The organism is Paenibacillus foliorum (assembly GCF_013141765.1).
Classification (GTDB): Bacteria; Bacillota; Bacilli; order Paenibacillales; family NBRC-103111; genus Paenibacillus_S; species Paenibacillus_S foliorum.
The window spans coordinates 190,889-215,756 of the sequence record NZ_WHOD01000003.1; the positions used below are offsets into that span (position 1 = coordinate 190,889).

16 protein-coding genes are annotated in these 24,868 nt (G+C 43.1%); 3 read left to right on the top strand and 13 right to left on the bottom strand.

Annotated features, from left to right (window positions below; all coding sequences use genetic code 11):
* Nucleotides 1-177: 177 nt before the first annotated feature.
* Nucleotides 178-1,845 (bottom strand): discoidin domain-containing protein, encoded by a 1,668-nt coding sequence (locus tag GC093_RS00790; RefSeq protein WP_171649935.1) that lies wholly within the window; start codon nt 1,843-1,845, stop codon nt 178-180.
* A 559-nt stretch (nt 1,846-2,404) separates the two neighbouring features.
* Between GC093_RS00790 and GC093_RS00795 the strand changes: the two genes are divergently transcribed.
* Together GC093_RS00795 and GC093_RS00800 are read left to right on the top strand one after the other, a co-directional pair.
* Nucleotides 2,405-3,577 carry a sensor histidine kinase gene (locus GC093_RS00795; protein WP_171649936.1) on the top strand — a complete coding sequence of 391 codons (1,173 nt, stop codon included), beginning with the start codon at nt 2,405-2,407 and terminating at the stop codon, nt 3,575-3,577.
* Entirely contained in the window at nt 3,570-4,259 is a 690-nt protein-coding gene (locus GC093_RS00800) for a response regulator transcription factor (protein ID WP_171649937.1), read from the top strand. Before GC093_RS00795 ends, GC093_RS00800 begins: the two co-directional genes overlap by 8 nt.
* Nucleotides 4,260-4,372: 113 nt before the next feature.
* Here GC093_RS00800 and GC093_RS00805 read toward each other — a convergent pair whose 3' ends face one another.
* Entirely contained in the window at nt 4,373-5,296 is a 924-nt protein-coding gene (locus tag GC093_RS00805) for a S66 peptidase family protein (RefSeq protein ID WP_171649938.1), read from the bottom strand.
* Between the two features lie 167 nt (nt 5,297-5,463).
* Here GC093_RS00805 and GC093_RS00810 point away from each other — a divergent pair, with 167 nt between their 5' ends.
* A complete protein-coding gene (locus GC093_RS00810) occupies nt 5,464-5,940 on the top strand; it encodes a LysM peptidoglycan-binding domain-containing protein (protein WP_216624437.1) in 477 nt (158 codons plus the stop codon).
* 275 nt (nt 5,941-6,215) lie between these two features.
* Here the strand turns inward: GC093_RS00810 and GC093_RS00815 are convergent, their stop codons facing one another.
* The 11 genes from GC093_RS00815 to GC093_RS00865 all read right to left on the bottom strand — a co-directional run bounded on the left by GC093_RS00815 (nt 6,216) and on the right by GC093_RS00865 (nt 24,709).
* Complete coding sequence (locus GC093_RS00815) at nt 6,216-6,470, bottom strand: hypothetical protein (protein WP_171649939.1); 255 nt, start codon at nt 6,468-6,470, stop codon at nt 6,216-6,218.
* A gap of 36 nt (nt 6,471-6,506) precedes the next feature.
* Nucleotides 6,507-7,916 carry a S1C family serine protease gene (locus GC093_RS00820; protein ID WP_171649940.1) on the bottom strand — a complete coding sequence of 470 codons (1,410 nt, stop codon included), beginning with the start codon at nt 7,914-7,916 and terminating at the stop codon, nt 6,507-6,509.
* Nucleotides 7,917-8,073: 157 nt separating this feature from the next.
* Nucleotides 8,074-9,171 carry an AI-2E family transporter gene (locus GC093_RS00825; protein WP_171649941.1) on the bottom strand — a complete coding sequence of 366 codons (1,098 nt, stop codon included), beginning with the start codon at nt 9,169-9,171 and terminating at the stop codon, nt 8,074-8,076.
* A gap of 114 nt (nt 9,172-9,285) precedes the next feature.
* Nucleotides 9,286-10,404 (bottom strand): Ger(x)C family spore germination protein, encoded by a 1,119-nt coding sequence (locus GC093_RS00830; protein ID WP_171649942.1) that lies wholly within the window; start codon nt 10,402-10,404, stop codon nt 9,286-9,288.
* Nucleotides 10,401-11,504 carry a GerAB/ArcD/ProY family transporter gene (locus GC093_RS00835; RefSeq protein ID WP_171649943.1) on the bottom strand — a complete coding sequence of 368 codons (1,104 nt, stop codon included), beginning with the start codon at nt 11,502-11,504 and terminating at the stop codon, nt 10,401-10,403. Before GC093_RS00835 ends, GC093_RS00830 begins: the two co-directional genes overlap by 4 nt.
* Nucleotides 11,482-13,029, bottom strand: coding sequence for a spore germination protein (locus tag GC093_RS00840; protein ID WP_171649944.1), 1,548 nt, complete (start codon nt 13,027-13,029; stop codon nt 11,482-11,484). The genes GC093_RS00835 and GC093_RS00840 overlap by 23 nt, the downstream gene beginning before the upstream one ends.
* A 211-nt stretch (nt 13,030-13,240) precedes the next feature.
* Nucleotides 13,241-18,679, bottom strand: coding sequence for an S-layer homology domain-containing protein (locus GC093_RS00845; RefSeq protein ID WP_171649945.1), 5,439 nt, complete (start codon nt 18,677-18,679; stop codon nt 13,241-13,243).
* Between the two features lie 25 nt (nt 18,680-18,704).
* Nucleotides 18,705-19,586 carry a carbohydrate ABC transporter permease gene (locus GC093_RS00850; RefSeq protein ID WP_171649946.1) on the bottom strand — a complete coding sequence of 294 codons (882 nt, stop codon included), beginning with the start codon at nt 19,584-19,586 and terminating at the stop codon, nt 18,705-18,707.
* 12 nt (nt 19,587-19,598) lie between these two features.
* A complete protein-coding gene (locus GC093_RS00855; protein ID WP_171649970.1) occupies nt 19,599-20,453 on the bottom strand; it encodes an ABC transporter permease in 855 nt (284 codons plus the stop codon).
* 155 nt (nt 20,454-20,608) lie between these two features.
* Entirely contained in the window at nt 20,609-22,237 is a 1,629-nt protein-coding gene (locus tag GC093_RS00860) for an extracellular solute-binding protein (protein ID WP_171649947.1), read from the bottom strand.
* A gap of 174 nt (nt 22,238-22,411) precedes the next feature.
* Nucleotides 22,412-24,709, bottom strand: coding sequence for an AraC family transcriptional regulator (locus tag GC093_RS00865; protein WP_171649948.1), 2,298 nt, complete (start codon nt 24,707-24,709; stop codon nt 22,412-22,414).
* Between the last annotated feature and the right edge of the window lie 159 nt (nt 24,710-24,868).

The following is a 24,868-nucleotide window of genomic DNA, read 5'->3' on the forward strand; positions in this document are numbered from 1 at the left end:
TGTTATCTTTTTCACAAAGTTTCTGCTATGAGGTAAGTCACATGATTGGCCATTTTATTATTGGAGGAGAATAGCAAAAGCAATTGTTCCGCTATTCTCTTGAAAACACAACAAACAGAGAGATACCGGAACTGCTAGTTCCGGTATCTCTCTGTTTGTGTATACAATGCTCAACCCTCAATTCGACTGCGTCGAAATCTGATCCAATAACACTAAAATATCCTCTCGATTAAAAACTCCATCCAGATTCACATCTATTTGCGTGGCAGTCTTACTCATCATTTGAACTATATCATCCATGCCAATTCTGTTATCACCCGACAGGTCCAGTCTTTTGAAGGTAATGACGGGTTTAGAAAGGATCGCCGTGTTAAACTCGTTGCTGCTGATTTTAAACGCTCCGCCTTGTAAGGATAAAGTAACCGATGTTTCATTCAGTAACACAGGTGATCCGAAGGTTAATTTAATCGTTTGATGACTATTATCGGTTAAATCATAGACGGCCTTTGTGGCTGTGCTTTGAACTCCATTTGCGATGATTTGAAATTTCGACGCTTGTATACTATACGTCACATCCAAAACCGATGATAGTTTTAACGTTATCGTTTGTCCCGCTGCATCGCTAAAAGCAGATAACACCCTAACGTCCCTCACAACCGGCAGTTCTAACGCAGCTATAGCCGCTTCCGCTGCTGTTAGTCTACTGAGATTGGTGACCAAGCTTTTCTGATTCTCTGTGAGATTATTATAGACTGCACGTGCTGCTGTAATCGCTGATTTGTCCGATAATGTAACAGCGGACTGGATCGGCAGCTGTCCAATTTGCTGCATTATCGCGGCCGCTGCACTCTCATCTGCCGCTTGCGCCGCTTCCATCGTGACTATAGCTGCTTCCGCTGCTGTTAGTCTACTGAGATTAGTGACCAAGCTTTTCTGAATCATTGTCAGATTATTATAGGCCGTACGTGCTGCTGTGATCGCTGACTTGTCCGATAATGCTACAGCGGACTGGATGGGCAGCTGTTCAATCTGCATCATCATTGCGGCCGCTGCACTCTCATCTGCCGCTTGTGCCGCTTCCAACGTGCCTATCGCCACTTCCGCTGCTGTTAGTTTACTAAGATTGGTCACCAAGCTTTTCTGATTCTCTGTTAGATTATTATAAGCCGTACGTGCTGCTGTGATCGCTGACTTATCCGATAAGGCTACAGCAGACTCGATGGGCAGCTGTTCAATTTGTACCATCATTGCGGCTGCTGCGATTCCATCCTCGGTCTGATGCAATAAAACCTCCAGCTCTACAAGTCCACTGTAAGAACCGCCTTTATTTGTAAATGTGACTCTTAGCTTGGAGGAAGTAACGGTATCAAAATTCACCATATTTAGTGTAGTCTCTGGTGTTGCCTGCGAGCTTAAAGCGGCCTCTGGTACTGCAGGGGTTTTGGTTTGGTTAATTAGGCCTTTCCAATCGCTTCCATTCCAATATTCGATTAGATAACTGGCTGGAGCCTGTACACCCCCACCGTCATTAAATAGATATAATTTTACCTGATTAAAAGATTTAACCGAGCCGAAGTCGATAGCCAGCCAATCCGTTTGATTCGGGGAGCCGTAATTAGTCCATCGGTCACGAGGGCTCTCATTGTAAGAGAAAATGCCATTAACCACACTCCAAGCACTATCACAACCGCATGTGTAGGATGCTGTAGCTTGAGGGTAGCCTGTACTACCCGGATTTAAAGCAAGATTGGGTTCACCCTCTGCATGAACTCTGTTTGAAATAAAAACCAGGGATAGAATTATAGAAATCATTACAAATACCGGCATCCTACATTTCTTAAACACGATATCAATTGAAATATAAATCCCTCCCCATCTTAGGCACACTCAAGCTCTCTTAGTCCGTATTCCTAAATGTTCATGAGGATCTCCGTTCTTTCTGAGACGATCTCCAACTGTCAAAGGGGGCTTCCAACTGCTTAGGCTTGCTCTCCCACATTAAACTGATGAGCAAGCCTAAAGTCGATATTAGAAGAATGCAGCCTAGTACGTTCCATAGTATCATTAACAAATTGTACATGCCTCCCTTGAAAATCTATAATCATCTGTAGGTGCTGAACGGTCCATACACATGCACGCTTCACTCCACATATCCCCAGACCTGTAGCTAATACCTTGCAATACAGCATACCTAGGTGACAATACCTATTAAAATGACTTAATCTGACATATCCCACTCTTCTAAACCCATTATAAATGATTCTAACGACCTAATAAAGATGAAATAATTCACTATAAGAGAACTAATTATGTACTTTTTCGACATATTTCACTATTTTACATGACTTAAGTCATATTTATGGTAAACTAAATAGAGTACATATTTCATTCTGTGAGGTATAAGATGGATGCTCAGCTAAATAAAAGAATAAATCTAATCTTGACCATGATCATTATTACAGCAACTGTCACCTTATTGCTCCATACTACCGAGTTTTCTATTGGATTATGCCTGCTAACCTGCACTTTTGTTGCAGTCGTCCTAATTCGAGATTACGTCTTGAAGGTCAATCTGCACCAAAAGACAGGCATTCTATTTTTATTTTTTCAGTTAGCCTTGGCTTTGGTTATTTTGGTAATGTCGGAAGACTTTTTTGCACAGGTTTATATTTTAGTTCTTATAGGGGAATTTACCTTTCATCACTCGAGAAATCATTCTATTCTTTTTACTATAGTGAGTTACACTTGTTGTTTACTGAGCCTTTGGATTATTCAACAATTCCCACCCTTTGAAGAGATATACTATGCTTTTCCTCGAATCATCGAATACTTTGCCATTTTTGGAATAAGCTTTCTTGCCAAAATTGCTTTTCAGCAAAAGAATCAACTGGCCAAAGATAATGAACAATTGAGAGTGGCCTCAATAGAGCTGGAGCGCAAAGCCATATTACAGGAACGAACCCGAATATCTCGTGAAATTCATGACTCCGTAGGACATACGCTAACATCAGCATTAACCGGACTGCAGACAGCAGCACATGCTATCGGGAAAAACCATTATTCCCTTGCCTTAGAAATGATCGATAGAACTAAGCAAAATATTCACAGTGGTCTGGATGATGTCCGAACCTCTGTACATCTGCTGCGCGAAAACATTCCAGATCACCAATTCATACCCGAGCTTATTGAGCTAATCGATGAAACGAAAAATCAAACCCATGTAGAAATTGCCTGTGAAATAGACAGCACAATACCGAATCTGTCACCCATGATCGAGCTAACCCTATATCGTGCATTACAAGAGGGTTTAACCAATGGAATTCGGCATGGCTCCAGCACCTATTTTCAATTTACATTAACTAATCATTCGGATCATATTCGATTTAAGTTGTCCGATAATGGTAAGTCTCCGCTCCAAATTGTTTATGGCTTTGGTCTGAACGCTATGAAAGAGAGGGTGGAGGATGTTGGAGGAGAATTGTCGATTTCGAACAAAAATGCTTCCAGCGGCATGACACTCGAGATAACCATACCTTTGGAGACAAAAACTATAGGACGGGGTGAACGAATTGTCTAAAACAACCATTCTTATAGCAGATGATCAACCTTTAATCCGCGACGGTCTAGCTGCCCTTCTAAGCATGGAGGAAAAATATACGGTAGTAGCTAAAACAGGCGATGGATTGGCTGCAATAGCGCAAGTACGATTACATCTCCCTCAGCTCGTTTTGATGGATATCCATATGCCGAAGCTAAATGGCCTGGAAGCAACCAAGCAAATCAAACTGGAATTTCCCGATATCAAGGTGCTCATTTTGACTACTTTCGAGGATGAAGAATATATATGGGAAGCGATACGTCATGGAGCCAGCGGATTTTTAGTTAAGGGGGTTGAGACTGAAAAGATTCTTTCAACAATTCAAGACTGTTTGGATGGGAGAATAAATTATCCCTTCAGTGTGCAGTTACGCCTTGCCCAGGCGCTCCAGTCATCCGAACAACAGGAAAAAGGATCATTGGATGAAGCAGCTGCCCCATCTAATTCCGAAGAGCAGCTTATGGAAAAGCTGAAATGCTTGTCCTCACAGGAACGAAACATTGTAAAGAACCTGATACAAGGGAAATCCAATCAAGCAATTGCTTCTGAATTATTTTTGACAACTGGCACCGTAAAAAATTATCTGAGCACTATTTACAAAAAGCTGAATGTTTCCAGCCGATCTGAAACTATTGCTTACTTTCATAATAACGATCTTTAATACTAACTGAGGCCTCTTTGCTGCCCAAACGGATGCAGAACAAAAAGGCACCCGATCTATATCGAATGCCCCTCAATTCACCTATCGCAGATCAGTCACAGCTACATTCAAGATTAATAGCTGACTGTAGGTTCAAGCACAGTTAATGTATTATTAAATGTATTTAGATTTACCATTGCTCCTATTGGGATCGCTGCCTTGTAGGGCCCGTGTGCGGTTGCTAGGTTAGTCATAAGAGGCTTGCCGAGAGGCACTACAAATTCTTGAATTAAATCCTCGTATGACTTGCCATATGCAACTGGACAATTTGTACACTCCCCCATGATTATTCCATTACATTCCTCGAATTTTCCTGCCAGCTTCAAATGATTCAAATACCTATAAACCGTATTAACGGGTTCGTGAGTCTCTTCCAAGAGTATTATTTTCCCCCTTGTATCTATATCAAAAGGTGTTCCCAATGTATCTACAAAGGAAGTCAGATTCCCCCCCACTATCGGCCCTACTACGTTACCCGGAACTCTGCTTATCAGAGGCATGCCTGGTGGATTTTGTATTTGCCTATAAATAGATATTGTAGAAGTAGCAGAAAAGAATTGATTATAACTATAGGCAGGAGTGTTTGGTGTAAAGTCAATAAGCATGAGACTCTGGAGAGTGATTAAATTAGAATATTGATACAATACGTTCAGTAAAATCGTAATATCGCTGTAGCCTGTAACCATTTTCGGCTTTCTTTGAATCAAATTGTAATCGAGATAAGGAAGAATTCCGGCAACGCCTACTCCCCCTCTGGTAGGTAATATCATCTTAACCTGATCGTTATCAAACATCCTCATCAGATCAAATGCTCGCTCTTGGTTCGTACCTGCAATAAACCCGTTTTGGGAATAAACATACTGACCCAGTATTACATTAAAGCCCATGCTTTTCAAAGTATTTACATTTGCATCAATCACCTGTGCCTCTAATGGACTACCTAATGTAACGATTCCGATCGTATCACCTTTTTGCAATATAGTCGGTCGAATTGCCATATGTATACCTTCCTCCCGAAAATGCAAATATCAATTCAGCTTCTATAAACTATATTGACAAATTGGGTTTGACATAACTTTTTTCATCTAAGAAAAACTAATTATGACATGAGCCCATACAATACATAGTCAATTGACTATATTATATTAAACGGAGGGCAACACATATGGGCTTTCATGGAGGGTTTGGGCACGGAGGATTTGGGCACGGAGGATTTGGGCATGGAGGATTTGGACATGGCGGGTTTGGTCACTTTGGAGGGCCATTTATTAATCCTTTTTTCCCGCGGCGCCGTTTCTTTCCATTTTTCTTCCTTTCTCCTTTTTTCTTTCCGTTCTTTAGAGGGGAAGATGACCGAGATGGTACCTATTTCGCTCAACATCAATGTATAGAAGGAGATACCCTGGGGACCTTGGCTCAGCGGTACAATGTTCCCCAACCTATTCTTGAGGCAATGAATCCACATATTCAAGATCCAAATGCCTTAATGCCAAATAGTATTACTTATATTCCACGTTTGCATATGATGTATTGTCACAAGATGTATCTGGAGCAAGAAGCACCTGCAAGCAGAGGAGATCCAGCGATGTACCCGGGGCAGCAAATGACTCCTTACACTTACTCTTACCCTTCCCAACAATAATCCGTATAGTGTGGCAATGATTTTATAAGTTCATGAGTTGAATGCCATACAGGTTAAACTCCTCGCGGCGTCCTTGGCACAATTTACGTATGCACTTTTGGGGATAGATACCGGTCTCACTCTTACTCTAACGGAACGTCAATTCGCTATTTTGCTTCGCATGCCTTGAATTCATGAGTTCACGGAACTACGATTCGTTATTTCGTCTCTAAGGCATCTCAGTTCCTTAGGAGTCAGAGCCTGTCTATTTTAGAAGAACAAAGGAACGTTTCGCACTAGTAAATAGAGTAAGCTTCACTCACCTGTAGCCTTCTTTGGCTAAGAAAAGTGGCTGATCGAATCCCTCCTGAAGAAGATACATACTTATACATTCTGTATAATATAACAAAAGGAAACAGTCCAGCATAGCTGGTTCTGCTTCCTTTTGTTGTCTTCGTGCTGCTTCCTTTTGTTGTCTTCGTGCTGCTTCCCTTTGTTGTCTTCGTTCCTGCTTCCTTTGTGTTCTCGTTCTGAATATTACTGTTTCCCATTTAGTTGTCCATTTAGTTGTCCATTTAGTTTCCCAATTACTGCTGATCGCTGCTATTGGCGGTACGGTCGCCAACAGTGACGGCGATATCTTGTTTATTACCGTTTCGGATGACTGTCAACGTCAGCTTGTCTCCTACTTTCAATGCTTGTACCTTTTTGGTTAAATCCGCAGGAGCTGCAATTTTTGTGCCGTTCACCGCGGTGATAACATCGTACGGACGAATACCAGCCTCGAACGCAGGAGTTTTCCGTTGTACATCAGCTACCAATGCGCCTTCGGTATTATCAAGCTTCAAATCACTTAACATATCCTTAGTCAATTCTCCTAGGCTCACTCCGATGAAAGGTACCGGTTCCTTCGGAATCTCGACGTTATTTTTTAATTGATCCAAAACAGTGCTAATGGTGTTGGTTGGAATAGCAAAACCGATTCCTTGAGCCTGCGAGCTGACAGCCGTATTAATACCGATAACCTCACCCTTAAGATTCAGAAGCGGACCACCGGAGTTACCAGGGTTGATAGCCGCATCGGTTTGGATCAAGTGTTTGTATTCTCTCGTCCCTTTATCATCCGGAATGCTGATCGGCCGTTCTTTTGCACTTAGCAATCCAGCCGTGACCGTATAGTCAAGGTCATAGGGGTTGCCGATAGCAACGACCCAGTCGCCTACTTTCGCATTGTCCGAGTTGCCGATAGGCAAGGTTGGAAACGGATTACTATCCTCAATTTTCAGAACCGCCAAGTCCAGATCATAGCTGTTTCCTAGCAGCTTAGCTTTAAACGGCTTATCGTACCCTTGTATGGTCACATCGATTTCATCGGCACCGTCAATAACGTGCTCATTCGTCAGAATATAACCGGATGATTCAAAGATGAAGCCGGAGCCGATTCCTGCAGGTTGTAGCTCTTGGCTTTGATCCTGTTGTTGCTGCTGTGATCCGTTACCGCCTCCAAAGAACTGCCGGAAAAACGGGTCGCTATAGAGCGGGTTGTTGCTGCCTCCGCTTTTTGGCTTTACCTTCGTTTCGATTTTAACAACAGCCGGGCCTGCCTGTTGGGCAATATCAGCAATATTGTTAGGCCGCATATCGACTGAAGCAGTTGTAGCGCCTCCATTATTTGGACTAGCAGCAGAAACATTAGAAACAAGCGGGGCTTGGATGTTGCTGAATAAATTCATTTTGTCGGATGTGTACATCAAGCCTCCTACCACCAACGCACCTGCCAAAAATGCAGCTAGCATACTTTTACCTGAAGAACGTTTTCCATTACCAGAGTTGGATTGATTGTTACCAGATTGAGAGAATTCAAAGAAACGGGGCTTAATCACGGTAATGTCTCCGGATACCGCTTTTCCTGGCTGCTCCTTTTTCCCTTGATGCTCACTATTATCGTTATCGTGCTGCTTTATGAAATCGCCGTATTCTTTTTGATTATCGTCCATGATTACTACCTCCGTTTTTATAGAATAGTCAAGTGTATGAGATACTTGTGCTTCTTACATAATCCATATTGCACCTGTAATCTTAATACCAACTTAAATATTCATAAAAACAGAATTAATTTCATTTTCCTTTTTTTTCATAGATTATTTAAAAACATTAATCTGTTCGATGAATTTCCTCGTTTCTAAGTCGTATGAAACGATAAATATAGACGATGACAACTTTACAAATAGCATAGCCTGGAACCGCAAAAAGCAATCCAATAGGTCCGACTATAGTTCCTATGACAAACAGTAAAAGAATAATCGTCAATGGGTGGATGTCAAGCCCTTTTCTAATGATTAAAGGAGTAATCAAATTCCCTTCAATTTGTTGAGCAATCAGTGTTACGACTAGTACTTTTATAACCATGCCCGGAGAGATAGTTAGACCTACAAGCAGAGCTGGTACTGCAGCAAGAAAAGCACCCAAATAGGGAATCACATTGGTAACCATCGCGAAGAGCGCAAGAAGAATTGCATAATTCAATCCTATAATTTTGAAACCAATTAGCATCAAAACTCCTACGCAAACGGCCACCATGATTTGACCTCTAATATAGAGGCTAATCGTTCTATCCATCTCAGAAAATAGCTTCCGACTATCTGAGAGACTTTTATGAGGCAAAATTTTTAAAAGCCCTTCCAACATTTTGTGTCCATCCTTCAGGAAATAATATAAGATGAACGGGATCATCACCACGAGGATGAAAAGATTGGTAATAAATCCAATAAAGCTTGAGAGGTTGGATGCCACCAGATTTAGCAGCTTTATCGAATATGCAGCAGCATTTTGCGAAATTTTCTCAGGGTCTAAGTTAAAGCTATGTATAAACTGAGCGAACCAATCTCTTTTAGCTAGTTCATAGCCTTTTGCAACAGCATTTTCAATGATCATAGGCAAATCGTTTATGAGTGATGTAAACTGTACTTTAATCATAGGCCCAACGATAATTATCAATATAATGACTACAAATACGATCACAAAATATATGAGTAATATAGATAGAGATATTGGTACCTTTCGTTTAATAAGTATATTTAGCAAGGGACGAAGCAAATAGAATAGTATCCCTGCAATGAGTAGAGGCGTAAATAACGTCTGAATAATAAGGAGCAGAGGTTGAAATATAAACTCAATATTGTCTCCGACCCATATAATCAGAAAAATCAACAGTATGCCATATCCTAGACGAAACAGCTTCGAATTTGGCATGTGATCTCCCCCAACTCCCAAAGATTATAATAGTGGAACTACAATGGTAGTTACTGTTAGACTACCCTATAAATCGTCCAATTACCCTGACACTAATTATTATCCAAAAGATACCTAGTTAATAATTCCTGAGTTGATTATTTCCACTCTTATTTGACTATGAAACCGTACCTGAGTGTACTTGTCGGCCCAATTCTCCTTTACTTGGCTCCACACCTCTGGATAGTACGCCATCAGCCGGCGAGCAATACCAAATCCGTCATGATGCGAATGCTGCATCTTTTGAATGATGGTTTTGGCTTTTTTCGTTAAATCATCGGATAATAGCTGATCCAGCTTATCAACAACTTCCTTCTTATACAGCTGGTTATGAGGATCTTCAATCACCGTAACCTTCAATTTCAAATCAAGCTGTACATCAATTTGCTGATCATCCTGCACCTTCACTTTCAATGTTCGCTTCAGCTTTTGTACAGCTATAGTTACATAATCAAGCTCAGCTACTTTCCGCTGAGTTACCGCCTTCAAAGTTAATTGTGCTGTTTTCCCCATTTGGTTGGCTAATAGTAAATACAGTGTCGATTCATCCAGATTTAGATTCCCTGTCATCCGTGTTCCGTGAAACATCGCTATTCCACTAATGATAGGATAAGGCTTGGAATTCATCAAATAAGGGAGTGCAAAATCATACCCTCGATCTAAAGGATGAATCGACTGAAGATTTACTTTGGGAATCGTAGTGGAATCTTCAATACTCTCAATCAGCTTATCCACATATTGTCCAATGGTAGTGGTACCGACTATTTTCTTGTTAATCGTATCTTGAGCTTTGCCATGAACAACGGCTAACCGGGCATTCAATGGACTTCTCGGGTCACGGAAATAAACATCCAAATTAGGCAAGAAGTCATGCTGCTTCACCAGCTCCTCACCGAGCAATAGAACCCTCATTTTAGACGAGGAATAACCTCCCGATACTTGTTGATTGAGCAGTTCTCTAGCATTCTGAGTTGTTTTAGCCATAACCGAATGAATTTCGTTCGAGTCCTTGGGCCCCGCTTCTGAGGTCTTCTTGTCACGGATAGAAACAGTAGCGAGCAGCATCCCATTGGGGGCTCGATCCATCCCTCCGATACTGACATTCCTTTGGTTCTTCAGCAGCCGTTGATCCCAGCAGCCGCTTAGTAACACCAAGAATAATCCACAAGCTAGGAGTAAGCAGCACCTTTTCATGCGAGTGCCCTCCTCTTCCTAAATATTCTCATTGAATAGTGAACGATCAGAAGAAAGATAGGCAGCCCAAGTATGAAAATATAGCTTAAGTACGAAACCATTTTCAACAAAGCACCGATCATGGCCTGATTTTGAGGAACCAACGCAATCATAAAAACTACAATCGTAACATAAGGAACGACCTTGTTATGCTGTTCTTGCCCGAAGAGCCTGGATACCCCTTTAACTGCCATAAATAAATAAGCCATGACTGAAGTTGCAACTACAATAACCCATATCGACAGGAAATAAAGGTCTGGCCGCTCTATAATACTAAAGGATAGAGCTTTAATCATATAAAGTACGGGCTGGGGAATAATTTTGAGTTCCAACTGAGTAAATACTACCAGACACGTAAACACCATGAACGTATAAAGCAAGGTTGAGAAAATATGGCCAAATAATACGGCTTTTAATTTCCCCTTGCTTCCCCCTTCCACATACGGATAACAGACCAGAATCATTTCAAAGCCATATATGGAGCTCATGGTTTCATTCATTCCCTTGACGATGCTCAACAAACCGGCTTGACCAACAGGTAAAATATACAAGAAATCCGCCTGTGAATAGGCATAAGCTGCGATGAGGATTAGGACAAGAATTAATCCGCTAACAAGCACAAAAAAACGGGCAATAGTCTGCACGCTATCCTGTACCAAATACGCGCATACCATCACGATAAGACTCAGAATGACCCATTTGGGCGTTTCAGTAAACATCCAATCCCTAATAACATCCGCAAACAGAACTAAGATCAGACTGCTTTGAAAAATAAAAAATGCGGCGAAAAGGACATGAACGATCCTGCCTAACGCCTTGCCAAGCAGTAGGTGCATATAATCAAATATCGTAAGTGTAGGGAATTTTCTTGCTAAATCCCACATGACCACAATAATCAGTTGGGCAAAAAATCCGGCAAGAAGAACAGATATCCATGCATCTCCCTTAGCAATCGCTTCAACTCTGGAAGGTAAATACAATATGCCTACCCCGACTTGCGTCTGAATGATGAAAAACATTAACTGTCCGGGAGTTATTTTATTCTCTTCTACGATTGTCATGCTGCCACTCCCTCGATTCGGTTTCCTGAACAAGTTTTTGAGGTTGGGCATCCCTCGGACGCTCGTTCAGCTTCCAGAAAGGGAGACGAACCAGGGTATCCTTCCAATCTTTCCATCTAAAAGGAGATACCGGAGCAAAGTAAGGAGTCCCGAATGATTTCAACTTACACAGATGGATTAAGATCACGGTCACGCTGAGCACGATCCCAAAGAATCCTAACAGAGCAGCGGAGAACATGACAGGAAAACGCAGCAAGCGAACTGAAGCACTCATTTCATGAGCGGGGATGACGAAAGAAGCTATGGCTGTTAAGGCAACGACAATAATCATAGGGTAGGAAACCAACCCAACTTTGACTACCGCATCCCCGATAACAAGACCTCCAACAATACCAATCGTCTGACCGATAGGACCTGGCAGTCGCATGCCTGCTTCCCTTAGCAGCTCTATGGTAAGCTCCATGAATAACGTTTCCAAAATAGGTGGAAAAGGAATCTGATCGACACTCCCTTTAATCTGGTAAAACAACTCCGCAGGAATTACCTCATAATGGAAAGAGACGACCGCAATATAAAAAGCAGGAAGCCCCACAGTAATAACAAGACTTAATAAACGGAGGACTCTAATAAATGACCCTGCAAGGGTTCGGCTATAATAATCATCGGGCGACTGAAAAAAGGCAAAGAAGGTGACTGGCATGATCAAAGCGCTAGGAGTCCCTTCTGTAAAAAGCGCGGCTCTGCCTTCCAGTAGATTGTTCACCACCTTGTCTGGCCGTTCCGTATTCAACAGCTGCGGAAATGGGGAATAAGACTTCTCCTCTATATACTCTTCGATCACGTTAGTGGATACGACACTATCTGCACTTATCGCTAGCAAACGTCGATCTATCTCCTCGATCAGCTTAGGATTAGCTAGATTATTTAAATAAACAACAGCGGTTTTGGTTTGGGTGATCGTGCCTAGTTTATAGATGCGAACTACTAAATTAGTGCTTTGGATCTGTTTGCGGACGAGCTGAAGATTAACCGTTAAGCTCTCAATAAATCCTTCATGAGAACCGCGCACTGTCTTCTCATTCTGCGGCTCATTCACATCCCGATTATAGGTTGAATTCACCTGAATGACATGGCACTCCGTTCCTCCTTCGAGAAAGAGTACAGCATACCCCTGAATCAAATCATGAATGACTTGTTCAAGCTGGGTTCGTTTATCTACCCTGATCGAAACCAGAATGTCCTCTAAGCTGCCGTCAATTCCTTGCATCAGCGGCTTCAATATCATGTCGTGAATCTTCGCTTTATCACACATTGAATCCAAGAAGACGAGGCTGCCTTTTTGCAATTGATAGGTAATAGAACGCTGATTCAAGTCCTCCGTATGAAAGAGTGCCTCCTGAAGATAGTCCACATTTTCCTGAAGAGAGGGGAATAAGACAGAAGCAGGATGGAGTGGCTTGGGCTTGCTGGAACTACGTTCACTCTTGGTTTTATTGTTGTTAAACATCTGCCGAAAGAAATTCATAGTCCTACCCCTTAGTTAGTCATTCATGTATAAATTCCCCTATTTACTGTCTAATTATTCCTCTCGTTTCATCGCTCCTCCTACAGGATTGAGGAAGTCTTTATCGCAGCCATCCTTGTATAAAAGGAACCATACTGCTACGTAAGAAATAAGCCTTCGTCAAAGTCATTGATTCCGACATCGACGAAGGCTTATTAAAAAATGTGTTGCTCTATTTTTGGTTATACAATCTGTAGATGACAACCGCTGCTTCCGCTCTTGTCACTTTATTTTGCGGATAAAGATAGGAATTATCGCCTTCGATCAAACCTCTTTTAAGTAAGCTGCTGACACTATTTATTGCATAAGAAGAAACAGCAGATGAATCCTTATAGCTGTTCAACAATGCAGAGGCTGCCTTTTCATCTGCAACTTTCAACAAAGTTAAGGCTCTGTCAAGAATGACCATCATATCCTGTCTGGAAATCGTGTCATGCGGACGGAACAAGTTATCTTCCACTCCGTCAACGATACCGAGGGCCTTTGCTGTTCCTACTGCCTCATAGAAATAATCATCTTTGCTGACATCACGGAATGCTGCCGGATTGACTGCCGTTAAACCTAGCGTACGGTTCAGCAGCAATATGAAGTCGGCTCGGCTTACTTGCGCTCCCGGACTATAAGCATCGGATTGCGTACCTTCCACAATAGCTTTGGATGCCAATACTTCAATTGCTTTCTTAGCCCAGCTGTAGCTAGGGCTGGACAGATCTGCGAACGTTTTGTACACCTCAGTTACCGCATACAAGCTAAAGTGGTTTATTTTAAATGTCACAATGCTTTGTCCGGAATCGTATTTTCCAGATGTAACAGTTTGAACTTTCCCTGACGGATCAACATACCAAACAACTACATGCTCAGGGTCGGCATTATTTGAGCTTAGAATGTATGGCACCGATACTTCAACGAATGAATCAGTGCTTCTCCATTCGCTTAAGCTGTCGCCAATCTTGAGCGCAAGATCAATGATTGGTTTACCCGCCAAAGCTTTTTGCAGCTCAGCAGGAAGCTGGGCTGTGTTCGCTTTCGTAATAAGCAACGAAGCCGTTGCAGACCTTTGCGAATCCGCTGCTTTCAGCATTGTCGTTGGTAGGATTATGGAACCGAACTCGGTTTTGATCTCAAGCTTTTTGGTTGTATCATTTGAGCTCAGGAAAGATACCGGCAGAGCGATTTCATATCCTTTTGAGCCTTCGATTCTGACTACGCTTAACGTAAGTGTCTTAATCCCATCGGCACCTGGTTTTATTTTCTCAAAAGAATTGCTTAAAGTTTCCGAGGACACGGCTGTCTTTGATACATTTGTTTGGGTATCCAAAGTAGCGGTCACTTGGTTTCCATCCTGCTTAGCTCCGTTATTATCGGCAACTGACTGCCCAGATTGGCCTGATTGTCCCGTATGATTGGATTGCCGGGTATACTCTCTTGTCACAATGACATTATAGCTCTTAGTAGAACCGTCTGCTGCTGTTACCACATAGGTGACCGGTACGCTGAAATCATTTGCTGTGATCCCGCTTTCTTGCGCAGTGGATCCTATTTGCACACTTTTTCCTGTTGTGGCAAACATGGCAACCAAATTCATCACAACCGTTTGATTGGGCACTGTTACAGCAATATTGGTGCCTGAGATAATGCCATTATATGAAGCCGGCAACCCTTGGAAACTGAAAGAGGTGATATCTTTATCACTGCTTGGAGCTTGCGGAATATCCAGAGCGCCTCCCCCTACAGGTGTAGTCGCTATGTTTTGAACGGCTTGCATACCCATACGGTCCTGCAATTGCTGGATATACAGGCTCAGCGGCTGTACATGGCGACCTTCCTGCTCCCAGTAGCCTTGAGCTCGTTCGCGGGTTGGATCCTTTCCAGCTGGAAAACTGCCTGTTGCTGGAAAGTTTCCATAATCGCCTTGATAACGTGTTCCCTTGAGTCCGATGGCATAGTTTTGTGCCGTTGGCGGTGCCTGCACGGCCAACTCTCCCTCATGGTTCCACACGACATAGTTCGCTCCAGCCCAGCCGTGTCCCGTACCGTAGTTAGCCCGGTCAATGATATTAGCATTCCCCCGAATGTTGTCAAACAAGCCTCCCACAGACCATCGATGATGCGGCTCGCTTCGCGCGAAGGAATTAACCGAATCGCTATCCGTAAAAACGTTAGGTCCTGTGACTTGACTGTTAACAATAAACGAATGCCGAGCTGTTTCCGTATATACCCGCTGTGTCAAAGCAAGCTGCCCGGTATAGAAGAAAGCATATCTCCTGCTTCCCGTAATGATGCTAACCATATCATAAACCTTAGCGTCCTGGATTGTGATCCATTTCGAAGATCTTCCTGTGAAAACGAGAGAGGTTTCCAAATGATAGCCACTTACATTCCGAAGCCATCCATTCTGAACATAGCCGAACCGTGCAAAGGTATGAGCTTTATTCTCGTCCGAATAGTAGGTGACTCCATCCAATACACTTGTCACGCTTGGGTCAAATTCCACATCAACCCGAAGATTCTCTACACCTACCTGTTCGATCCGACCGCTATCGTTATATTTCCGTATATCTCCGCCGCCCCATTGACGTTCAATCGCATTCGGGATGGGCGCGTCGACGGTGATCTCATTTCCGTTTACTCTAGTCACCACTCGGTCAAAGTCAAGCGAGAACGGCTCCCATTGAACGGTTGTTTCCGTTGTACTCGGCAAAATCGTATCCATATGAATCTCATGGATCCAACTGCTGTTTCCATAACGACGAATCATTATTTTATCTCCAGCTTTATAACCGGAACCATCCTGAACATGAAAAGTATGATTGCCTGACGGTACGTATAGATCTGTAATCTTTGTAAGTGTATCTCCCAGTAATACAGGCGCAGCCGATGTATCCCCAATATTGAGGATATACCGTCTTGTTGTTCCAGTTGCGTAGAGAACGGTGTCCTCTTTCCCCTCTCCCAAGCCTCTCAATACAACCCCGCTCTGACGGATGAATAGCTCTCCATTGATATCATAGCGACCCTTCTTGAGCAGAACGGCTCCTCGGAACCCGTCCGATTGCATAGGCAGTCCCGAAACGTAATCTATGGCAGCCTGTATGCGTGCCGTATCATCCCCGTCGCCCGGCTCCACTGCCACTCTAGCCTGCACATCCGGGAGTTTTACGCCGCCCCCCATGTAACCTACGTTGGAAAAATCGAGAATGCGATTCCCACGGTAATCAGGTACATAGACCATCTTGCCGTCCGTTCCTAAGTACGCGATGTGACTTTGATTGTCTGGAATTTGATTCACATCCAGCACGGTGAAGTACAGTTTGTCAAAAACAGTGCTTCCATTCTCTAATTTTAGCTGTAATTCGATTTCGTATAGTCCAGGCGTTGCCGATCCCGGAACTTTAAAGACCGTATCAGTCCCAGCTCCCAGCTTGACTGCTTCAAAATGATGAATGGTTTCTTGACCGTCCCGTCTTACCTGCCCTGTCAGTTCGGCATCAACAAAGCCTTTGACAGTCACATCCGGATAGTTATCCCCTGGGGGAATGAATGCGGGCGTTCCAATCTTGGTCTGTATGCTTGGGTGGATTAACCCAGTATCGGCTATGCGAGGCGTATCGTCCTTTACAATAAAGAACACGGACGCCGATTTGGTTATCGGTCCATAGGTAACCGATCCCGTCAAGAGTGCGACCCCGCCTGTAAGCGCATGAACCGTTCCGTCTTGATCGATGCTCGCAACCTCAGGCAAGCTGCTGGTAAAGCTAATTTTTGCTTCACTCGGATTCAGATTCGTTTTATCAAACATCTTGCCCCCTATCGATAATTGCGCCTCGCCTCCTTTGGGAACGTTAATTTCAGCATTTTCCGGATAATTAGGGACCGTCTGGTCGTATAAATATACTGAAGTCAGCGCATTGCTGAGGGGTGGCACCGGCACTTCATTCGTTCGATAAGTCTCCAACTCGTATATGAGAGGCGATGCGGCTTTCGACGCAAATACGTTAACCAAGAGATATCTGGCAGTAACCGGTTCGAAAATCGCCGTATCTGATTTGGCAATCAGAATCCGATTTTGATAGAAGCTCTGCCAGTTTTTCTGTGAATTACTCCAGAGGATATCTTTCCCCAGGCTATCTTTCCCGAAAGTCTGAGACCAGTTTTTCTCGTCATTTGAGTAATAGAGCTCATAATTTTTGACAGAACCATTGTCTCCACTGTTCAGATTCATGACCGTTTTATTAAACTCTGTAGGTCTGCCAAAATCAACTATAAGCTGGTGCTGACCATCATCTAGAAAATCGGCGCTAAGCGCGCGCCAATACGTGCTGGCGTTGCCGTCAACCGCTCTATAGTCATAGGTTCCGTTTGCGCAGGTACTACCGCAGAAGGAGCTTGCGGCCACAGGCTTTTTAAGCGCCATATTTACTGTAGACATATCCGTCCCCGGTGGATAAGCATCTACCCAGATGCGGGTCGATTTGGTGACGCCCCCCTTGAGTACGGACACGTTAATGTAGGTGGAACCGCTACCTACTGCTGTGATCCGCCCGCTCTGGTCTATTTGGACCACCTCAGGAAAGCCGCTGTTGTAAGTGATCGCAGCATCGCTTAAGTCCGCAGCAGCTTGATTATCCGTCACGCCCCTCACCGTCAGCTGATGAGAGTCCCCGGGAGACAACTTGAGAGTACCGTTATTGGGGTATGGGTTTACACTGGCATCGTATAAGTACACCGCGCTAAGTACGGTTCCACTCTGCGGCTGAGTCACATTAACCTGTAGATTTACGGTTTTCGTTACTCCATTTAGTGTAGCGCTTCCTGTAATTGTTGCCGTACCCACTGCTTCGGCTTGAATCTGTCCGCTCCCGTTAACCGTAGCAACGGCTATAGCGGAGCTGCTATAAGTAATGGCTGAAACTATCAATTCAGCCGGTTGTCCGTTCGTTAGCACGCCTTGCATCCGAAGCGATTCGGATTGTCCCACCGCAAGAGAGAGCGATTCACCGGGAGCATAACCCGCAAAGTATACGCTGTCAAGGACGCTCATGTCCGCCGGGGGCGCGCTTGTATTATAAACCTCGACTTCTGCCATCATATCTTTTACTGTTGAATAACTCATGTCTATCGTAAGGCTAACTTTAACAAAACGCGCAGTCTGTTTTGTAAAGGTGATTGTTTCCATCTGTGCAAGACCGCCTGATTTTTGAGCCACTACCGTTTCCGTTCCCCCGTCCGGCCTGACACTCACACTGAAGGCGACAATATAGGGGGAAGTGCTAGGAGATGTGACGCTATTGTTCAGCCCTTTCAATACAACCTTATCAAAATCGATATTACCAGAAGTACCTTTCATCAAATCAATTTCTATAGATCTTTCGCGATTAGCCGTTACATGAGATGCCTGTTTTAGTTTCCAAGTTGTATTAGCATTTCCGTCTACCACATTACTAGCAAGGTTATTTGAATTTTCCGAGTCGGTAGTGACCGGTTTATTAAGGGCCAAATTCACCGGGCCTTCGGCATATACCGAAGGGATCGAATACAGTAAGGGAATGATTAATGTAAACAATATAGAAAATGTTACGGCTTGTGCAATCCTCTTGCGAATGGATTTCATTTGTACCTTCTCCTCCTGAATTGTTCTACCCTTTTATAGCTCCAAGCAAAGCGCCCTTCACGAAATATTTCTGGAGAAATGGATAAACAAACAAAATCGGCAGCGTTGCAATCATAATGGTTGCATACTTTAACGTTTCTGCCAGCATAACCATATCGCCTGATTCCGCACCAGTAACCATTCCCGCTGTTTCCCCGGAGATTAGTATCTCGCGAAGAATTAATTGCAATGGAAACAGCTCACGATTTCGAATGAAGATCATCGCATTAAACCACGAGTTCCAGTGGCTGACACCGTAATACAGAATCATTACAGCCATGATTGGCAATGAAATAGGTATAATTATGCGAAATAAAATGGTAAAGTCATTGGCGCCATCGATTTTGGCCGATTCCTCCAAACTGTCGGGAATGGCCTGAAACGTAGTTCTCATGATAATGAGGTTAAACGTATTGATGGCTTGGGGGATGATCAGCGCCCACACGGTATTCGTCAACCCAAGTCCCTTGACCGTTAGGTAGTAAGGAATCAGACCGCCGCTGAAGAACATGGTGAACACGATAAACAGTGTCAGCTGTTTCCTGTAATAGAGTCCCTTTCTAGATAGGGCGTAGGCACCGAAGGCAGTAAGTGTCAGGTTAAAAAGTAGTCCAACAATGACGATGAATATCGTGTTGCCATATCCTTTCAGGATCATTGGGTTGTCAAAGACCATAGAGTAAGCCTTGAGCGAAAAGCCTTGCGGAAGCCAGATCATACCTTTATGAGCCATTAATTCGGTTGGATTGCTTATCGATGCAATGGCAACGTAGTAAATGGGATACAACGTAACAAGCATTAGCAGCGATAATGAAATAAAGTTAAACACATCGAATATTCTCTCTCTAACAGTTGGGTACTCCCGCATGCTGTCACTTCCTTACCATAAACTTGTATCATTAGCCTTACGACTAATGTAATTCGATAGAATAACCAATCCAAAGTTAATAACTGAGTTGAACAAACCTACTGCCGCACTAAAGCTGTAATTAAATTCCTGCAGCCCAACACGATACACATAGGAAGAAATAACATCCGCGGTTTCATAGGTTGACGGATTATAGAGTAGAATGATTTTCTCGAAACCTACATTCAGCAGTCGTCCCAGATCCAGAATTAACATAATAATAATAGTTGGCACGATACCAGGTAGCGTAATGTATCTCATCTGCTTCCAGCGATCCGCACCATCGATTTTGGCGGCCTCGTATTGTTCAGAATCAATGGTAGTCAGAGCAGCAAGATAAATAATAGTGCCCCAACCGACATGCTGCCAAATACCGGATGATATAAAAATCGTTCGGAACCATTCCGGCAATAACAGCAGACTTTCTTTAGGACCGCCGAGCCAAGCAACAAGCGTGGCAATGAGACCTCCAGTTGAGGTAAAATCCTTAATCATACCGCAAATGACGATCAACGAAATAAAATGCGGCATATAAGTTATCGTTTGCACGGCGCGCTTAAACCAAGAGAGCCGAATTTCGTTTAACAACAGAGCAAGAACAATCGGGGCCGGGAAGCCGAACAGTAAATCATAAAAGCTGATCAGAAGTGTATTCTTCAACGTTCGAATGAAATACGGGCCATTGAAAAATTGGATGAAATGATCGAAACCCGTCCATGCGCTTCCCCATACTCCAAGGGTTGGCGAGTAATCCTTAAAGGCAATCACAGCTCCATACATCGGCATGTAATGAAATAAAACATAGTAAAGCAAGACGGGAGAAAGCATAATATATAAATATTTATTTTTACGAATATCCCATAAAAGATTTATTTTTCGGCTTGAAGCTAGCGTTAGAGGGGTCTCCACCTTCACTGTTTGCACTATTGCATCCCCTTTCCATCAGGGACAATTCCTTGGAATGTCCCCTTACCTATTTTAATTTATCGTTTATTATATCGATCCAATGCCGCTTGATAGATTTCAACGACCTTTGGCAACCCGAGCTGATTCATCTGGTCTACGAATTTATCGAAGTTCTCGATCGGTTCCTTGCCCATAATAAATTTGAGCTGCATCTCTTCCTTATAGCTCTTGATGGCGGTAGTAAGCTTTGCCAGCTCCTTGCTCTCACTATCGGTTGGAGTTATAAACGGAGGCAAGGTATGCTTCTTCGCATCCGTAGCCGACCACAGCTTCACCGCTTCTTCCTGCTGCGGATATTTCAAGATCAGCTTGCTATATCTCTCATCAATCATGAACGGTCCATTCTGCCTTGTATATTGCGACAGTATTTGAATCGTGGTATATTTCGGGTCCTTATTCACCTTATCCGAGAATGCAATATTGCCATTGTTTGAAACATAGCTTTCATTCGGAATCCCAAAGTTGAACAATTCGTTGCCTTCTTTGCCATATGCATAATCCAGCCATTGGACAGCAAGCTCCGGCTTCTTCATGTTAGCGGAGATGGCCACCCCCCGGCTCGGCTCGACCTTGAAGTCATATTGGCCAATAAATGGTGTCTCTCCTTTGGCTAATGTCGGATATGGAGCGCCCACCATATTAAATTTAGGGTTCTTTTCTCTCATAGCATCTGTATAAGATTGAAGTCCTCCGCTCAGCAGGTATGTCGTGGATCCGGACTGTCCGCTTAAAATTTTGTTATTGTTTGCTTTCGCATCAGTTACTGCAAAATTATTATCCAGCAATCCCTCATTGTACCACTTGCGGAATAACAGGATGGCATCCTTGTATTGCTTGTCGGAAGGTCCATATTTGACTTTACCTTCATCATTCACATAAAAACCGGCTGACGTCTTAAACGCTCCGATGAAAGTATCCTGAATATCCATGCCACCTGTATTCGAATAAATGATGCTTAGCGGAGTTGAAGCCCCTTTCTTCTCTTTAAAAGCACGTAATGCGGTTTCCCATTCATCGATTGTAGTCGGAACCGGCAGACCGAGCTCATCCAACCAATCCTTGCGAATCATGGGACCTCGATAAACTTGACTGAAGCTGTTGCGGATCATTGGGAACACGAAATATTTCCCGTCATCGGTTTGAAGCATTTTGGCCAGTTCTTTATCTTCTTCTAGTAGTTTGTTTAAATTGGGTGCATGCTTCTTAATCAAATCATTCAATGGTGTGATCACTTTATCATTGATTGCCTTCTGGGAGCCTCCCGGATAAACACCATTATTAAACCAGTTCGTTTCAATCATATCGGGAAGCTCGTTCGAAGCGACCATCAAGTTGAATTGCTCTCGGTCTTGACCTTGAGGAGGATGCGTAAAATTCACTTGGACCCCGGTTCTTTTGGCCAGTTCTTTACCAAATGGAGCTTCCCCGATGCTTGAGAAAAAGTTAGCCATATTTGTATTCCCCATTAGTCCCCAGTATGACAGGGTTTGATTGGTATTTAACGGGTACGTCACAGCAGTTGGCTGGCTGTTATTAGTTGTACTTTTGACTTCGGCCGGGCTCGACTGCTTACTGCATGCGATGGATGTGGATATCAACGTAACGGCTGTCATACATTGAAGCATCCTTTTGCTTCTTTTGTTCATGGATAGATAATCCCCCTTTGTATTGGTTACACTCTCTTTGCTCTGACCGATCATAACCCAATTTAAGTAGTGTCTATAGAGGTAAAACAGTGAAACGAATGGTAAAACTGTTAATTAAACTTCAGAAAAAGTGCAATCACCTTGCAAAAAAAAGAAAACTGAGGTGTAAACTCCTCAGCTTTGGGGTAACTCCCTATATTTCCCAGGTGTAATACCTTCATATTTTTTGAAAATACGATTGAATGTAGATATTTCATTGAAGCCAACCTGGTTTCCGATCTCGAGAACGCTTGCTGAGGTTTCCTTTAACAAGCGTTTGGCATGAGCAATCCGATTTTTTTGAAGATACTCCAATAACGATTCGCCATTATGATTCTTGAAGAGCCTGGCTAGATAGGGAGGAGTCAGGTCAAATGCATCCCCGATTAACGATACGTTCAAATTAGGGTCGCAATAATGCTGATTGACATAGACTTGTACTTTCTCCATCAGTTCATTATTTACACCTGACTGCCTCTCTGAATGACACAGAAGCTTGATTATCTTGTCCAGCTCTTCTTCCAAGTCCTTAATGCTGCGGCATTGAAGCAATTGATTATGAACTTGCTCGAAGGAGAGGCTGTCTTGCTCGGTTCTTCCTGGTAGTTCAATCATTGCCTTCATGAAGGTGCTTGCAAATTCAACTACAATGCAGCGAATGAATGGAATAGAAACCTGGCTGCGAGTCATGTTCGTTGAAATAATGTCCTTGGTTACTGCCATAGCTTTCTCAGCATCGCCTGTCTTAATGAAATTGATTAGCTGTTGCTCCGCGGCTAAAGGATAATAATAAGCAGGATGATAATCCTGTGAAGCTCCTTGAATCATCTCATCATAAACTAGGATCTCCCCTCCGCCCATCAGGAACTTGTATTCCATAGCCTCCATAGCTTCCTCATAAGCTTCCTGCAGCCCGAACAGGCTCTGCTGCACCGAGCTGATTGAGACAGTCACTACCACTTGAACGTGTGTTGACAAAAACTCTTGGGTTTGCCTCGCAATAGATTGCCATTCTTCAAGCACCCCTGAGTGATCAGGACCATTCAGAATGCAGCATAAATATTCATCGATTTCAACCATATAGGCTACATTATTCTTATTGGCCAATTCCTCTACTACATTGATCATCATAAAATGCAGCAGCTTAACCCTGTCGTAGTGAGATTCATCATCAGCAGGGGAATCTAGTTTGCCGTAGTCATCAATATACATCATTAATACGCCAAACCGCTCATGTGGAAAATACACCTCATAGGCGGCAAGTACATCGCTTAGGGGAAGGGTGCGCTTCATCCTTCCTTTAAGTAACTGACCTAATAAATGGTTGCGCATAGCAGGATGCTGCTCTTTAAGCTTATGCTTGAAATGATCCTTCTCTTGAATCAGGCTTTCTAACGCGTTCTGAATATAGTGGTATTCATTGAAGGAAATGTTGTACGGGTCAGCCTTCTGGTGATTCACCTTATTCATGAGAAGTTGAATCGGACTATAGTTCCGACGTAGAAAGAAATACGCTGCCACACTGCCTAATAATAAACTTAGGGCAACACACAGATAGATTATCCGTTTAATATAAATCAATTTCTTCAAGAAAACTTCCTGAGGAGTTATGAATATATATTGCCATCCCGATTGACTAGAGGTGACGTATGAGACAGCCAATTCACTGCCCTCATCCGACTCTTGAATGACACCGCTAACGCCCATAAACTTAGAAAGCCATGGGGTATAATTCGGGATATCAGAGCTTGTTGATGCAATGACCTCATGCTTAGCATTGAGGATCAGAATGTGACCATCATTCACAATAGGTATGTGTTTTATCGTATTCAATAGCTTAGATGAATTAAACATAAACATTACACTGACACCGGGACGGTCAGGGTAATTGGGTATTAACGTTCTTACATACATGACAGATTTCCCTTTATTATCTACTTCCTGCTCTAGGGCAAAGTGGGTGTTGATATATCGTTCTTTGAGCAGTGAAGTCCAGTCCATATGATTATCCGGTTTGAGAAGGTCGAATAAAAAATGGCTTTGCTGTGCATTAGAGTCTGAAACGATCATGTCACTGCTGTGGAAGTATACAAATACATAATCGATAAAGTCATTTCCAAACTTCGTAGTCTGCAAATCCCTCATCAATTCAAACATCTTGTATCTTTCATCATTCGTAAGTGGATTTTGGGCATTATACAGGCTATCCAGCTTTTTATTTATTGCCAAATCAACACTGAACTTGTCCATCTCCGCTAAACGGCTATCGACTCCGCTTTGAATTTGGGTGAGCAATGATTGGTTGGACCGGTTAATCTCATTACTTAGGACCTCGGTTGATTCTACATAAATTAATACACCTACAATTATGGGGATCAAAAGAATGGTTACATATGAGAGCAACCAGCCTTTCATGATTGTATTCTTTTTCATAGCTCTGACGATCATCGCATCTCTCTCCCGAGTCTAATTATTACTTATCGCTGAGGCATCTCCTCGGTTATCGTTGTACCTATCTCCTGATCGCTATCCACATTCAACTATTATTAAAGCGCTTGCACTGCAGCTCAACAGCAATCACGTCATTTGATT